This window comes from Campylobacter sp. GB48, from assembly GCF_049221845.1.
GTDB classification, from domain to species: Bacteria; Campylobacterota; Campylobacteria; order Campylobacterales; family Campylobacteraceae; genus Campylobacter_D; species Campylobacter_D lari_C.
The window spans coordinates 1-14,042 of sequence record NZ_JBMJAR010000015.1; the positions used below are offsets into that span (position 1 = coordinate 1).

Genomic DNA, 14,042 nt, shown 5'->3' on the forward strand with positions numbered 1-14,042 from the left:
CTTTTATTTCTTTTATTTCTTTTATTTCTTTTATTTCTTTTATTTCTTTTATTTCTTTTATTTCTTTTATTTCTTTTATTTCTTTTATTTCTTTTATTTCTTTTATTTCTTTTATTTCTTTTATTTCTTTTATTTCTTTTATTTCTTTTATTTCTTTTATTTCTTTTTGTCGGCGGAAAAATAAAAACAACATTTGGAAAAATAAAAACAACACAAAAATGCTGATTTTATTTTTCTATAAAGCTTAAACTTAAATTGAATTCCAATTAATATAATCCAAATTAAAATCTTTGTCTTGATTTAATTTTACCTTTACAATTTCTCCTTTATTTGTTAAAACAATATGAGCATTTTTAGTATAATTACCCAAGGTAGAACTTTTTGCACTAAATGTTTGAATAATATAAATATATTTGCCATTATCAAGAATTTGATATTTTCCGTTTATAAATCTATAACTTTTAACATCTGTTGCATGCAATGGTTTAGCTAGCTCTTTTTTGATTACATTTTCAGCCAAAATATTTTCCGCATTTTGTAAATTTTTAAAATTTCCCATCACATAACTTGGGTCACTATATTTTAAACTTTCTATATTATCATTCAAAACAAATGTAGTTTGACATCTTTCAGCTGGAATATCATAAGAAATATTTTGTGGATTTTTTATTGTCCATATTTCATAAAAAACACACTCCTTAAATTGAATAGGATCAATTTTAATTTTTGCAACATTATCTTCAGATGCTTCAATTATAGTATTTCCTGATCTGATATTTTCATCAATAATCTTTTGCATTTTAGTATAAAATGTCACATTACTAGAATAAGTTTTGTTGTAATATTCCTTATGAATATCATCTTGCACATCTGCTACTTTGGTGCTTATGTCATATTCATTATTTCCACATCCAGATAACAATAAAAATCCTAAACCTAAAATAAATTTTACTTGTTTCATTTTACAACCTCCTATAACTTAAATCATATGTTCCAACTACTCTGCCTATAATTTTAATCTCTTCGTTCTCTTCTACGATAATAGGTGGATAATCTTTATTATCACTAATTAAAGATAAAGGTCGCTTTCTCAATCTTTTTACGAAAACCTCACTCTGATATTCTATCACATAAATTCCACCTTCAATCATAGAGCCATCATCCTGAAAAACTATCATTTCACCTTCTTTGATAGTAGGTGTCATACTATCTCCTATTACTGGAATAATACCTATTTTTAAAAACCCTTGAATATTGAACATAAGTCTTAAATCCTGCTTGTTAAAAGGAATATATTGAACCGATCCTTCATAATTTTTAGAACCAAATCCAGCTGAAACAGAATTATCTTTATAGAATGGAATTAAAACAATATCTTCGTTTTTAGTCTTGTTTTCAGTATTTTTACTTGAATTTTTAATTTTTTTATCTTTTTCATAAATTAAAATTTGTTTTCCACTTATTCTACTAGGCCAATTATGTGCCGATTCTCTTGAAAGTCCTAAGTATTCAGCTAACTCGAATTTATCTTTAACATTGTAAAAATCTATCATTTCTTGAAGTAACTGCTCTTTTTCTTCCATGTTTTAAACCCTAAAAATACATATTATGTAAAAATACTTGATTTTTTAAGTAAAATTACTTATAATTTGAAAAATTATTTACAAATTGTATCTTAAAAAATATCAATTTGAAATAAAAATTACAAATTGAAGGATGTGTTTTGCTGAAACAATATTTTGAAGATAATGGTATTAATCTAAAAAAATTTGCCCAAAAACACAATCTTGACTATATGAGCTTGTTTCGTGTGGTTAATGGGCTTTACTCTGAAAAATATAAAGCGAAAGCTAATACAAAAGCAGTTTATAAAAAACTTTTAGAACTTAAAATCATTGATGAACTACCTAGGGCTTATGCATGAATTATTTTTTAGAAACCAAAGAAGCTTCGCAGGTTTGTAATGTAAGTGAAGGCGCCTTAAGACTTGCAGTAACTAGAAAATCAAATAAATATGAGTGGTTGAAAGTAGATAATGCTAATGGTGGCAGAGGTGGCAAAAAACTACTATTTAAAATAAGCAAAGAACAGCTTTTAACCGCTTTTAATCAAGAATTAATCACTAATGATATTTTGATTTTTAACGAAAAAATGCAAAAAGTAGACTTAAATAATATCATAAGTAATAATACTGAAAATAACACTATTAAAGAAAATAGTTTATGTTTAACAGAGCCAAAAAATAGTGATTTGGCTGTTTTAAATATAAAGTTTGAAAATTTAAGCGATGAACTCAAGCAAGATGCAAGAAATAAAGTAAAATTACTTAAACAAGTAGAAAAATACATTGAAGGTGGTATTAAGCTTAAACGCGCTCTTGATTTATGTGGGCTTAAATGGTGTAATTTTCAAAAATGGCGTTCAGATTATAAAAAACATGGCATTCTAGGTCTTATCGACACTCGCGGACTTCATCGCAAAGATAAAACAAAACTTAGCACTTGGATACAAGAGTATGCTTTAAGAGAGTATCGCTCCTTTGCAGCGGGTGGATTTAATTTCACTGAGCTTTGGTGGAAAATTCACAAAGAGGCAGCACAAAAAGAAAACTATGATTTTATAGGTTTTGATTTAGGAGAGGTAAAACCGCTTTTTAGTGTAAAAACCTTGCAAAACTTTATTAAAAACTACTATAAAGATAAACCTTTAGAACATTGTATTATCACTCAGGGCTTAGATAAAGCAAAAAGTAAGTTTCTACCTGCACTTGGCAATCAAAGAGAGCTTTATGATATGAAAAATATGTGCTGGCAAATCGATAGCTCTCCAGCTGATTTTATAGTTAGAGATGATGAAACTTTCGAGCCTTTCCGCCCTCATATTTTAAGTGTCGTTGATGTCTTTAGTGGTATGGGAGTAGCTACTTTAGTAAAAAAATCTAATTCATTAAGCTTAATACGTCTTTTATGGAAAGCTATAGATAAGTTTGGTAAGCCTGATATGATTAAAGGGGATAATGGTAAAGATTATCTTTCAAAAGATTTTCAAAGCTTACTTGATGGTCTTAATATAACTTATGATGCAGCTATTGCTTATGCGGGAGAACAAAAGGCTTTAGTTGAAAGAAGATTTGGAACACTTCAGCATGCTGGTATTTCTTTATTTCATGGAGCAATAGGATCAAATTTAGCTAAAAGAGAAGCTATTGAGCAAAAAACTCCTAAAAAAGAACGACATGCTAAAGATGAATACGGTTTTACTAAAAAGACTAATCAAAAACTACTTCATACCTTTAATGAGGCTTGTGAATTTTTAGAAGCTGAAGTAATTAAATGGAATATGTCTAAAGTACGTCGTAAAAAAGGCGTTAAAACACCACTTGAACTTTGGAACTCATGTGATAGAGCCATAATAAAAATATCTTATGAAGAATTTTTATTTAATGCAGGTAATAAGGAACTTAGAGTTGTTGGCAAAAAAGGTATTAACTTTGAAGGTAGAGTTTATAAAAGTGCCTTAATGCCAAGTGTTGGAACAAAGGTTAAATGTGTGCAAAATATCGATAATATCAAAGAGCTTTTCATCTATGATATGATGGGAAATTTTATTTGCTTAGCACTTGATGAAAGTATCGCTAAATTTAGCAAAGAAAGCTTTAAAATGCTTAAAAAAGGCTATGAAAGCGAAGTTAAAGCCATCAAAGAAGTGCTTAAAAAAGATGAAATTGCAGCCTTTACTAAACTTAATATTAAACAAGACTTACAAGATCTACAAGTTGCTTTTGAAAACTCACTTATAAAAGCTAAAGAAGTACAACAAAAATCACTTGCTAAAGAAAATTTAGCAACACAAAGAAAACTTGAAAAAATTAAAAACGATACCAGTGCTGATGAGCTTATTTTAAACTCTAAAAAAGAAACTACAAATAATGAAAGCGAATTTGACATGGAAACTTTTATGGATAGAAAGTATTTTGCTGGTTAAAAATTGTTTAAAGCTTGATTAATTCAAGTTTTAAAGAGTTTTTAAAATCTAAAAACTTAGCAAAAAACAAAAGGATGAAAAATGGATTTAGTTGAACAAACAAAGAGATTTTTAAATACACAAAACATCTCTCAAAACAACTTAGCTGATCGCTTAGGTATTAATAAAAGCTATATGGTTGGATACATGAAAGAAGGTAGTGCTTATAAATATGCTACTAAAGTAGAACCATTGCTTGAAAAGTATATAAAAAGCTTCGTAGAAGAAAAGAGCATTAAAGAACTACAAACACCTTTTATAGTTACAAAAGATGTAAAAGCAATTAATGTAACTATAGAAAATGCTATGTGTAATCGTGAAATGGGGGTTATCATAGGCGAAGCAGGAACTGGTAAAAGCCGAGCTATTAAAGAATATGCTAATAAAAATGGCACAAGGGTAGTTTTGTTTGAAGCTACTACTGAAACTAGCAAAAGAATGCTTTTAAGCGGTCTTGAAAACAAACTTAATGTGTGTTTTAAAGGCTCACTTGATGATAAGATTAGAGGCATAGCTAGTGAGTTATCAAGAACTTCAAAAGTTTTAATTATAGATGAGAGCGAACACTTACCTTTTAGAGCACTTGAGTGCTTAAGACGCATATATGATTTTTCAAACACTGCTTTGATTTTAGTAGGAACTAAAAAACTTAAAAACAATCTTACAGGTGTTGGTAGAAATGATTATAACGAATATGGACAGCTTAGCTCTAGAATTGGTGCAAAATGGGAATTAAAAGGACTTTGCTATCAAAACAAAGAGGGCTTAAAAAATGATGATTTAAAAGCACTTTGCGATTATTTTTCCTTAGTAGATAAAAAAGCAATAGATTTGGTTTTTAATCTAGCTAGAGGTAATTTTAGAAAAAGCGAAAAGCTTTTAAAAAGAGCTAGTGATTTTGCTGATGGTAAAAGTATAGAAATAAAGCATATTGAAGCTGCAGCTGGATATTTGCTATTAGGTTAAGAATGAATTTTGAAGAAATAGCTAGGGAATTAAATATCTCAAGAGTTAGAGTTAATCAAATATATAAAAATGCCTTAAAAAAGCTAGCTCATCCAAAAAACAAAGAAAAATGGAGAGAGATTATGGATACCTTAGAAGCTTTAGAAGAGCAAAGAGTAAAAAAAGAAAATTTAATGCAAGGAGAAAGAAAATGAGAAGAATGATTAGAGGGGAAAGAGCTGATTATAGTGCTTCTTTATATGAGGTAAAAGGTGCAAGTATTGTTTACAAAGAAAGTGGTGCATTTATAGATATTTTAAAAGGAATTTATCCTGATCATATTGCCTTAAAAATAATCAATCATGAAAAAAGCAAAAAGCTTAACAAAGGTGCTTAATTAAAGCACCTTGATTAAGTTTTTTAAAACTTAAATTTATTAGAAAGGAAAATTCATGGCAATAGTTTATATAGCTTCCCCTTATAAAGCTTTAGCTGTAAGAGAAAGTCAAAGAAAAGCACAAGCTATTAGCATAGCAACGCAAGAATGCTTAAAAATCATGCGTGAATGTGAAGGCTTTACACCTGTTTCACCTATTTTACAATTTAGCTATTTAGATGAAGAAAAACACAGAGAAATAGCTTTAAAAATGGGATTAGAGCTTTTAAAAGCAAGTGATTACATTTATATGAGTACTCATGAAGATGCTAAGTATTCACAAGGTATGCAAGAAGAATTAGCATTAGCTAAAAAGCTTGGCATTAAAGAATTAACATTGGATTTGCCCTTATAAAAAGGGTTTGAGAATAGTTAGAAAAAGAATTAAACACGCAATGCTTTTAAGGTATGGTGTAGTTCTTTGGGATTACCAAATTAAAAAATACAATTTAAAGGAGAACAAATGGAAATAAAAAGTTTTGAAGATGTTAATTTAGCGCTTAAAAAAATAGCAGAACTTAGTGTAAAGATAGAAAAGATTAATGGTGATGTAACTTTAGCTTGTAATGAGATTAAAGAAGCTCATGCGGGTAAAATTAAAGTTTTAAACGATGAGCTTAAATATATGGAACAATGTATTAGCACCTTTTGTGAAAACAACAAGCATGAATTTGCTGAAAAAAGATCTAAAGAATTTACCTTTGGAAAAATTGGCTATCGTATCAGTGAGAGTGTGTCTTTACCAAGAGTAAAAGAAAAGCTAGAAGCTCTTGTAAAAGCTTTTAAAAGTTATGGGCTTAATGAATGTATTAGCTACAAAGAAGAGCTTAATAAAGATGCTATTGTAGGGCTTGAAGATAGTACTTTAGTAAAACTTGGTCTTAAAAGAGTTATAAAAGATAATTTTAGAATAGAACCTCGTATTGAAAGTTTGGAGATTGAAAAATGAAACTTAGCAATATTGTTGCTTGGGTTTTATATCAGAGTGAATTAGAAAATTTTACTATTAAAGATAAAGATATTGATCCAAGCGGTGTTATCAGATTTTTAAAATTTAACAAAGTCCATTGATTTAATGGGCTTGATTAAGTTTTTAAAACTTAAATTAAAACAAAAGGATGAAAATGTATGTAAATGCAAAAATTAGTGTGGATGATTTGGAGCTTGTCTCTCTTTATGAAATCATAGAACTTTTTAATATTTTAGATAATGACCAGCAAGAAGAGTTCTTTAGAAAAGTTGGCAGAATTAGCACCAAAAAAAGAATAAAAACTTTATTCAAAATGCTAAATAATAACGAAGCTATAGAGCTTTTAAACGAGTTAATTAGCATTTTCAAAAGCGATAAAGAATGGCAAGAAATAGTTAAAAATATAAATGAAGATTAATATAGGAGGATAAAATGGATATAAAAGGTATTGTTTTTAATGAGTGGTATATTTTGTTTATAGTTCTTTTTATAATAGCTTTGGTTTTAAATTATCACTATAGTAAAAAGCAAAAAGAGCTTTTGATGTTAAACTTACAAGCATTAGAATTAAATTTACAACTACAAGAAGAAAGCATTAAGCGATTAGAAATTCAACAACAAGAATTAAAACTTCTTATAGATATATACAAGGATAATTTAGTAAAAATCAAAATATAAGAATTTAACAAAGCCCATTAAATCAATGGGTTTGATTAAGTTTTTAAAGGATGGTTTGTGAAATTTCTTACTTCAAAGTCTTTTAACGATGAAAGTGTGTTTTTTGTAAAATTAAGAGCTTATCAAGCTTTACAAAATATGTCTATAAAAAGTTTAGAAAAATTTTTAATACAAAAATTCTTTAAACAAGCTGTGATAAAAAATAAAATTTTGGTTTTTTATTTTACAAACACCACTGCTTTAATGGAATTTAACACAAAAAAAGAATTGATAAAAGCTCAATTAAGGATTATTTACAAACAAAATTTTGAACTTTTTTATAAGAATTATATGTTTATTTTTAAGGATATAAAAGCAGAGCTTATAATTTTAAAAAACACGCAAGAAAAAGAAGTTTTTAAAAAAGAAATCTTTATTGAAAAAAGCACGGGAAACTTTCATATTCACGATAATGTTTTAAAAGAAAAATTTTTAGAACTTCAAATTATTATAAAAAACAATATTAAAAAGGATCTGAATGCAAAATCTTAAAAAACAACTTATAAAAATAATTCATACCCTAAGAAAAGACGCTCATTTAAGCGATGATGAAAGCTATCGCTGGATATTAAACGAAAGGTATGGTAAAAGCTCATCCAAAGATTTAAGCATTGAGGAACTTAGAGATTTTGCTATAGCTTTGGGATATGATGAAAAGTTTTTAATAAATACTAAAAAGACAAGATATTTTAAAAATGAAAATACCAAAAGTGGAAGGGCTACAAAAAAACAGCTTAATATGATACAAGCTATTTGGAGTAAAAATGCTAAAAATCCTACACAATGGGCTTTAAGAGAATTTATTAATAATATCATTAAAAAGCGACCTTTACATCTTTGGTATTTAAGTATAGAAGATGCTAATAAAGTCATTTTAGGGCTTAAAAATTTAGAAAACAACAGCACACATTCAGCTGAGCGAAGCTAATCTCAAAGAATGGTTTTGTTTTGAATAAAGCTCTCATCTTAGTTTTTAATGACTAAGATGAGGGTGATTAAAGCGATTACAAAAGCTATAATCTCATTCATAATATCTCCTTTTTAAATAAAATTACCAAATTATATTTAAAAGGAAAATTTCTTACATAAAAACTTCTTTAAACTTTTTCATTTTTATATAGTTTAAGAATTTTTTTATCTTTTTTACTTTAGTTTATGATTAAACAAATTATTATTTACTAGACTTTTCTCTTATAATCCTTTCTTTTTCACTCATAGGATATTGTTTGTCCCAAGATTCCATAAGTTTTCTTTCTTGATCTGATAATCTAATATTATATGTTTTACTCATGTATAAATAACTTCTTGCAATCCAGCCTTTAGAATAATTAGCAGGATAAAATCTTTTTAATTTAAAATCTGTATATACTTTACAATTTCCATATTGAGTATATTCTAAATTCAAAGGAGCCTCAGCATATCTAAAATTACTTCTATCGCCATTAACTTCACCTATGGCAGGAACTAGGTTTTGTTTATCAGCTTCCATTTTTGCAAAAAGTGGATCATTTTGACAAGCTTTTCTACCACCTTCTCTCCAGCAAGGTAAATGTTTTCCAAAGTTTTGTGCAGGCATAATATGCTCCCATTCTATGCGTTTTGATCTTTGATTGATTTTACCTTTTTTGGTATATTCATTGCGTGGAGTGTATAAATCACTTTTAACTACTTCAAACTTAGTATATTTTCCTTTTTTATTTGCTTTAAATGGAGCATTACAATAAAAATCATATTGATAAGTACTACCTAAGCTCTCATAAAGCTCAACTAATTCTTTTTTGCTTTCATTGAAATTATCACTAGCTAATAAAGATAAAGATGAGAATAATAGAATGGATAAGAGTTTTTTCATTGTTTTTCCTTTATATAAAAATGTAATTATAATCTCAATTTACCAAATTTTATTTTTTTAGATAAAATTTTAAAAATCTTTATTTAAGGCTTAATATGCTCTCTAATAGTGAATATTTTGATTATTTTATTGATTTTGTGAAAAATAATGATAAGCGTGAGATTTTAAAAGAATTTGGCGGTGGAAATATTTATATCCCAAGCTATAAGACTTTAATGAGAGATGAAGAATTAAAACAAGATTTTAAAACACTTATAAAACAAGGTTTAACCACTAAAAATGCAAGTGTAGAATGTGCCAAAAAATATGAGTTAAGCTTAAATGCGGTGTATTTAATCACTAAAGAATTAAGAGAAAATTTAGAACCAAGCTTGTTTTAATGTTTTTTATGACATAATCAATTTGACTAAGCTTAAAATTAGAAATATCACAGATGGTACATTTATGAGTAAAGATTGCTTACAAACAGAAATTTATATTATTGAAGGTCAAGAATATATTTTTGAATATGACAAAAGTAGTATAGAATGTCTTAATGATACTGTAATGCATATTAGACCTTTGTCTCAAAATGATACTCAGTATGAAGTTACTTTTAAGACTTTTAAAAATAACAAAGATAAAGACAATGAATTTCAAAAACAGACAAAATACAGAAATCATCTTTTACATGCAAAAATATATGCAAACATCCGTGAAAATGAAGTGAAAATAATAGATGAAAATCCTTTTGTTAAAGTTGAAATAAGATATGAAGTTATAAAATATATAACTAATTTGGATGAAATGGCCAAAAGTGGTATTATAGAAAATGTAGAAATAGAAAAAATCAGCTCTCAAACTCTAGAGCAATCACATAAGCTGAGTCATTAAAATTATGACTCACGCTTTTAATACTAAATTCATAATTATCCATATTAATATCTTTAATCTTAAGCTTGCCACCAGCTCTTATTTCTCTTCCTATAAGCTCGCATCTTCCATTTAGCCCACCTTTTTGAAGCTCATTTAGCTTGCTTTGTGCCTTTTTAAAAGCTTCATTATCACTTTTTGGTTGTGATATGTGCATTTTATAAATATTTTCCCCACTTCCTACTTTTATACTTTTTATCTTTGCTTCATCTATATCTTGCCACTCTACTATCACAGCAGAGTATTCATTTCTACCACTTTCTGAAATTTCTAACGAGTTACATTCACATAAAGCTATCTCAAAACAAGGTAATTTTTCATTTTTACTTGTAATGTTTGCGGCATTATCTCCTATTTTTCCATCTTTTGGTGTTATGATTAAGGTATTTTCTTTAATCATGCAAATAAATCCATATTCAAAACAAATCTTATATAAAAATTCTAAGTTGTTTTGATTGTTTTGTAATATACTTACAATATTTTGATCTTCTCCGCTTGTTTTTATCTTTAAACTATTTTCACTCGCTAATTTATTTGCTATAGTAAAAAGTGTAGTATTTTCAAAGCTTCTTGTTTTTTTATCTTTTATGTTTGTGTCATTTTTTCCACTAAAATTAACAGCACTAGCCCTTACTTCGGTAGTATTTAAAGTGTAATTTTTGCTCACAACATTTACATTAAAAGTTCCACATTTAAAAAGCTTTTCAAAACCAAGCCAAAGTTCTAAACTATCCCCAAACAATGGTTTAGAATAAAGCCCAAAAAAGCTTAAGCTAATCTCATCGCTTTCATTACCTTCTTTATCTTCATAAGAAATACTGATAATATTTTTAGAAAGCTTTTGCGTAACATCTTTTCCTTTAGCAATAAGTTTAAATCTTGGTTTTCTTACCATAAGGCTTTTTCCTTATCATCTTTGATTTCAAGTTGCGGTAGAATAATCTTATCTCCTGCTTTTAAAATGGGTTCTAATTTTGGATTAGCTATTAATACCTGTTCAAAACATTGTAAATTTTTATAATGTTTATAAACTATACTATCAAGTCTTTCATTATTTTTAGCTATATAAATCTTATTCATCAAAGTCCCTTTCTAAATCCATACTAAAGCTTTGTGCTACAAAGCCACTTCCATCTACAAATGCACTTCTATTTTCATTTAAAGCCAAAATCACAAACTTACCATAATACTTTCCATTAGCCCCTATTAAAATATAAGATTTTTGTTCTTTTGCCATATTCTCAAGTTTATCTAAGTAAGTGTTTCTATCCCCTTTTAAAGGCAAGGTTTTTCCTTGTATTTTAATCTTTTCACTTTCTTTAGAACTTGCAAATAAAGCATTATGATTATTAAGTCTATTTTGACTTTGTATGTTGTATTCTAAGCTTCTTTCTAAATTATCAAAATTTAAAGCTTTAAACTCAAATTCTCCTAAAGCTAAAACCATTTAAACTCCTTTTTAGTTTTGCAAAGCTAAAATTATCTTAGTTAGATAGGGTTGATGGTTGCAATGTAGTAGTTGAGGATGTGCGGTAACCAGTCCGAGAACACATCGTATTGTGGGTGCAAGTCCCACCGCTCTATCTAATTTTTTCTAAGTGCTTAAGACCTTTTCTATCTTTATCCACTTTCCCAAGTGTAATAACCGCATTAGTTTTTCCAAATTTTTTTAGTTTGTAATCAGGTCTTATAATGATTTTATTCACTTTTTTACTATTTTTTATATCATCAAAAAAATAAACCAAACTTTCTTCTTTCTTATCCCAATAAACCTCTTTTGCTTCATCTAAAACCTTAACAATTTGCTTGATTTCATCCACACTTAAGGCTTGATTGTAGTTTGCTTTTCTTTTAGGACTTGCGTGTAAAAGATTGTTTTTGCTAAGTGTAAAGTATAAATCTTCTAAGTCTTTTTTGTTAAGCTTTTCTAAAAATTCCTTAGTGCTTTTATCTATTTTACCCACTTGAATAAAATTAATAGGATATTTTTGATTGTCATTAACAATAATTTCATCTACCATTTCATCTAAACTTTTTTGCCAAGTATAAAGTTCTTTTTCGTGAGTAAAACTCTTAGCTTCTTTTGTTTTTTTGGCTGCAATACTTAGCATGTTAAGTTTTATGAAATTTTGAATTACTTCGGTGTTTTTTTGCTTATAAAGCTCATCTAAAAGCTCTTCATCGTTAAAGCCATTAAATTCACTTTCTTTGGTGTTTGAAGGTGGAATTTTTAAGCCTTTAACTTCACTTTCTCCTAGATTTATAACTTTACATCTACAACCATAATCATGCATATTTACATGTGGATAGTGCGTATCCCAAAAAGGGTCATCTTTATGTAAAACTATGCCATCAAATGCTCTATGCTTATCTCTAACATGCGAATCTTGTTTTGTGCAATATTTAAGATAAGGCTTGATGCTTTTCATTTGATTTTCATAGATAGCTTTGGCTTTAGCTTTTCTTGAGTTTTCTTCAAAAATCTTTTTTAATCTTGCACTATTAAAATTGGTTTTTCTAATTTCACCTGTTTTTCTATCTATAATTTCTTTTGAACCCCACCAACCCTTAGCTTTTAATTTTTCTTCAGCAATCTTACTCCAAGTACTAAATTTATCTCCATTTTTTATAGCATTTACTAAAGAATCTTGTATATCTTTCAATAAGCTTTCATCTATAAGCTTGGCAATAGTAAAAACTTTTTTATGAGAAGAATGTGAAAGCTCATCATAATCAAAGCTAACTTGTGGCTTTTTATTTTTTAAAAATAAAACAGCTTCACTTGGTTCTTGGAAAAAACCTATTTTAACGTTTGGCATTTTAATCCTCCAAATATCCCAAGATATTAGAATTAACTAAAGACATATAAAGATATTTTTCAAAATCAGCTTGCTTGAGACTAGAAAAACTCCCTTGAAGTTTTTCAAATGCTTCATCATAATTTTTGCTTTCTTTAATAGTTTTTTCAAATTGTTCTTTGAAAAATTTTGCCATAGCCTCATCAATTTGTAAATATTCTTTTTGTTCTAAAGCCTTATCTATAAAATCTTCTTCAAAGTCTTCTTTTAAAGTTGCTTTATTTTCAAAAATTTCTTTATTTTTAGCATTAGTTGTTAAAATTTCTTTAACAAGCTTTCCATCTACATTATAAGTGTTTTTAATATAAGTTTCATCAAAGTTAAATCCCATGTTAAAAAGCTTCAAATCTCTTTCACAAAGTTCGTTTTTCGGATCAAATTCATTAAAAAATTGCATATATAATTCATCATTAAAATGATTAATTTCCTTAAAAAATTTAAGCGCACGATTTAGTACAAAAAGTACTATTTGTCCATCTTGTTCAGCTATTTCGTTTCTAATTTGATTGTGAGATTGTGCAGCTGCCAAAGAACCACTACTAACTTGTGATGTTAAATTTGCACCTAAAATAACACTTCTTATTTGATTATCTAAATAATTAATTATTTCTTCATAATTTGCTTTTGTGTTTGGTTGAATTAAATTAAGTTCTTCTTCTTTATCGATAACAGCACTATCCCCATTTAACATTTGATGTATTTCATTAGCAAGTGCATCAGGATCACTATCGGTTTTCGCAACAGCCCAAGGAGAGCCAAACCTTTCTAGAAACTCCATCCAAAATTTTAAACTTGCATTTTTAAGTTTTATAGGAAAATATAACTTTGAGAGTAAAGCATCACCATTTTTAAATAAAAAATTAGATCCAAAAAGCCCATAAATTGCTTTTTTATCTTCAACTAATTCATCATATCCATTGCCATTATAAATAAGCTCATCGTTTTCATTAAGAGTAAAATTTCTAAAATCTCTTTGCTTTAAAATAGGATAATAAAAACCATTTTTAAGTTTATAATTAACTTCAAAAACATTAAGTCCATAAAGATGAGTTTCTAAAATTTGACCAACTAAGTCAGGGTTGAATAAATACTCAAAAGTTTCTTTAATAGCTTCATTTTTGCAAATAATTTGAATTTGTTTTGAAAGAATTACACCCTTTCTACTTTGAACAGCTTGAGTAAAGCTTAGGTCTTTAAATATCTCTCTTTGATCGTTTTCGTTAATTTGCGATATGTTTAGATAATTTGAATTTATTAATATATCAACCAAAGAATTATTTTTAAACAACACTTCTCTTTTTGGTTTTTTTACTTTTTCCATAGATTTTC

At 27.6% G+C, this 14,042-nt stretch carries 23 protein-coding genes; 14 read left to right on the forward strand and 9 right to left on the reverse strand.

Annotated features, from left to right (window positions below):
* From ACOTVC_RS07165 to ACOTVC_RS07175, 3 genes are all read right to left on the reverse strand, one after another.
* On the reverse strand, window positions 1-211 hold a 211-nt coding region (locus ACOTVC_RS07165), incomplete at its 3' end, for a hypothetical protein (RefSeq protein ID WP_421628141.1).
* A 39-nt stretch (window positions 212-250) separates the two neighbouring features.
* Window positions 251-961, reverse strand: a complete 711-nt coding sequence (locus ACOTVC_RS07170) for a hypothetical protein (RefSeq protein WP_264290570.1) — start codon at window positions 959-961, stop codon at window positions 251-253.
* 1 nt (window position 962) lies between these two features.
* The gene (locus ACOTVC_RS07175) at window positions 963-1,583 is read right to left on the reverse strand and encodes a LexA family transcriptional regulator (RefSeq protein ID WP_043019885.1); all 621 of its coding nucleotides are present in this window, start codon (window positions 1,581-1,583) and stop codon (window positions 963-965) included.
* A gap of 140 nt (window positions 1,584-1,723) precedes the next feature.
* Here ACOTVC_RS07175 and ACOTVC_RS07180 point away from each other — a divergent pair, with 140 nt between their 5' ends.
* From ACOTVC_RS07180 to ACOTVC_RS07235, 12 genes are all read left to right on the forward strand, one after another.
* On the forward strand, window positions 1,724-1,924 hold the full coding sequence (locus tag ACOTVC_RS07180) for a hypothetical protein (protein ID WP_421628143.1): 201 nt from the start codon (window positions 1,724-1,726) through the stop codon (window positions 1,922-1,924).
* On the forward strand, window positions 1,921-3,984 hold the full coding sequence (locus ACOTVC_RS07185) for a transposase (protein ID WP_421628144.1): 2,064 nt from the start codon (window positions 1,921-1,923) through the stop codon (window positions 3,982-3,984). The genes ACOTVC_RS07180 and ACOTVC_RS07185 overlap by 4 nt, the downstream gene beginning before the upstream one ends.
* Before the next feature lie 81 nt (window positions 3,985-4,065).
* Window positions 4,066-4,989, forward strand: coding sequence for an AAA family ATPase (locus tag ACOTVC_RS07190; RefSeq protein ID WP_264290568.1), 924 nt, complete (start codon window positions 4,066-4,068; stop codon window positions 4,987-4,989).
* Between the two features lie 2 nt (window positions 4,990-4,991).
* Complete coding sequence (locus tag ACOTVC_RS07195; RefSeq protein WP_214136092.1) at window positions 4,992-5,183, forward strand: sigma factor-like helix-turn-helix DNA-binding protein; 192 nt, start codon at window positions 4,992-4,994, stop codon at window positions 5,181-5,183.
* Complete coding sequence (locus ACOTVC_RS07200; RefSeq protein ID WP_126340881.1) at window positions 5,180-5,365, forward strand: hypothetical protein; 186 nt, start codon at window positions 5,180-5,182, stop codon at window positions 5,363-5,365. Before ACOTVC_RS07195 ends, ACOTVC_RS07200 begins: the two co-directional genes overlap by 4 nt.
* Before the next feature lie 55 nt (window positions 5,366-5,420).
* Entirely contained in the window at window positions 5,421-5,759 is a 339-nt protein-coding gene (locus tag ACOTVC_RS07205; RefSeq protein ID WP_147555818.1) for a DUF4406 domain-containing protein, read from the forward strand.
* 108 nt (window positions 5,760-5,867) lie between these two features.
* On the forward strand, window positions 5,868-6,353 hold the full coding sequence (locus tag ACOTVC_RS07210; protein ID WP_421628147.1) for a host-nuclease inhibitor Gam family protein: 486 nt from the start codon (window positions 5,868-5,870) through the stop codon (window positions 6,351-6,353).
* Window positions 6,350-6,475, forward strand: a complete 126-nt coding sequence (locus ACOTVC_RS07215) for a hypothetical protein (RefSeq protein WP_256378661.1) — start codon at window positions 6,350-6,352, stop codon at window positions 6,473-6,475. Before ACOTVC_RS07210 ends, ACOTVC_RS07215 begins: the two co-directional genes overlap by 4 nt.
* A 53-nt stretch (window positions 6,476-6,528) precedes the next feature.
* On the forward strand, window positions 6,529-6,792 hold the full coding sequence (locus tag ACOTVC_RS07220; protein ID WP_264290566.1) for a hypothetical protein: 264 nt from the start codon (window positions 6,529-6,531) through the stop codon (window positions 6,790-6,792).
* Between the two features lie 14 nt (window positions 6,793-6,806).
* Complete coding sequence (locus tag ACOTVC_RS07225; protein ID WP_043019829.1) at window positions 6,807-7,052, forward strand: hypothetical protein; 246 nt, start codon at window positions 6,807-6,809, stop codon at window positions 7,050-7,052.
* Between the two features lie 57 nt (window positions 7,053-7,109).
* Complete coding sequence (locus ACOTVC_RS07230; protein ID WP_264290565.1) at window positions 7,110-7,583, forward strand: hypothetical protein; 474 nt, start codon at window positions 7,110-7,112, stop codon at window positions 7,581-7,583.
* Complete coding sequence (locus tag ACOTVC_RS07235; RefSeq protein WP_264290564.1) at window positions 7,570-8,019, forward strand: regulatory protein GemA; 450 nt, start codon at window positions 7,570-7,572, stop codon at window positions 8,017-8,019. Before ACOTVC_RS07230 ends, ACOTVC_RS07235 begins: the two co-directional genes overlap by 14 nt.
* 243 nt (window positions 8,020-8,262) lie before the next feature.
* Here ACOTVC_RS07235 and ACOTVC_RS07240 read toward each other — a convergent pair whose 3' ends face one another.
* Window positions 8,263-8,943, reverse strand: a complete 681-nt coding sequence (locus ACOTVC_RS07240) for an endonuclease (protein WP_264290563.1) — start codon at window positions 8,941-8,943, stop codon at window positions 8,263-8,265.
* Between the two features lie 95 nt (window positions 8,944-9,038).
* Here ACOTVC_RS07240 and ACOTVC_RS07245 point away from each other — a divergent pair, with 95 nt between their 5' ends.
* On the forward strand, window positions 9,039-9,323 hold the full coding sequence (locus ACOTVC_RS07245) for a Mor transcription activator domain protein (protein ID WP_039663946.1): 285 nt from the start codon (window positions 9,039-9,041) through the stop codon (window positions 9,321-9,323).
* 64 nt (window positions 9,324-9,387) lie between these two features.
* A complete protein-coding gene (locus ACOTVC_RS07250) occupies window positions 9,388-9,816 on the forward strand; it encodes a hypothetical protein (RefSeq protein WP_421628150.1) in 429 nt (142 codons plus the stop codon).
* Here ACOTVC_RS07250 and ACOTVC_RS07255 read toward each other — a convergent pair.
* The 5 genes from ACOTVC_RS07255 to ACOTVC_RS07275 form a co-directional block, all read right to left on the reverse strand.
* Complete coding sequence (locus tag ACOTVC_RS07255) at window positions 9,773-10,750, reverse strand: phage late control D family protein (RefSeq protein WP_421628151.1); 978 nt, start codon at window positions 10,748-10,750, stop codon at window positions 9,773-9,775. The two genes, ACOTVC_RS07250 and ACOTVC_RS07255, sit on opposite strands and share 44 nt — an antisense overlap.
* Window positions 10,744-10,935: a tail protein X gene (locus tag ACOTVC_RS07260; protein WP_421628153.1), complete on the reverse strand. Its 192-nt coding sequence runs from the start codon at window positions 10,933-10,935 to the stop codon at window positions 10,744-10,746. Before ACOTVC_RS07260 ends, ACOTVC_RS07255 begins: the two co-directional genes overlap by 7 nt.
* Window positions 10,928-11,302, reverse strand: coding sequence for a phage protein U (locus tag ACOTVC_RS07265; RefSeq protein WP_039663934.1), 375 nt, complete (start codon window positions 11,300-11,302; stop codon window positions 10,928-10,930). The genes ACOTVC_RS07260 and ACOTVC_RS07265 overlap by 8 nt, the downstream gene beginning before the upstream one ends.
* Window positions 11,303-11,435: 133 nt before the next feature.
* The gene (locus tag ACOTVC_RS07270) at window positions 11,436-12,674 is read right to left on the reverse strand and encodes a phage minor head protein (protein WP_421628155.1); all 1,239 of its coding nucleotides are present in this window, start codon (window positions 12,672-12,674) and stop codon (window positions 11,436-11,438) included.
* A 1-nt stretch (window position 12,675) separates the two neighbouring features.
* Complete coding sequence (locus ACOTVC_RS07275) at window positions 12,676-14,034, reverse strand: phage portal protein family protein (protein WP_421628157.1); 1,359 nt, start codon at window positions 14,032-14,034, stop codon at window positions 12,676-12,678.
* Between the last annotated feature and the right edge of the window lie 8 nt (window positions 14,035-14,042).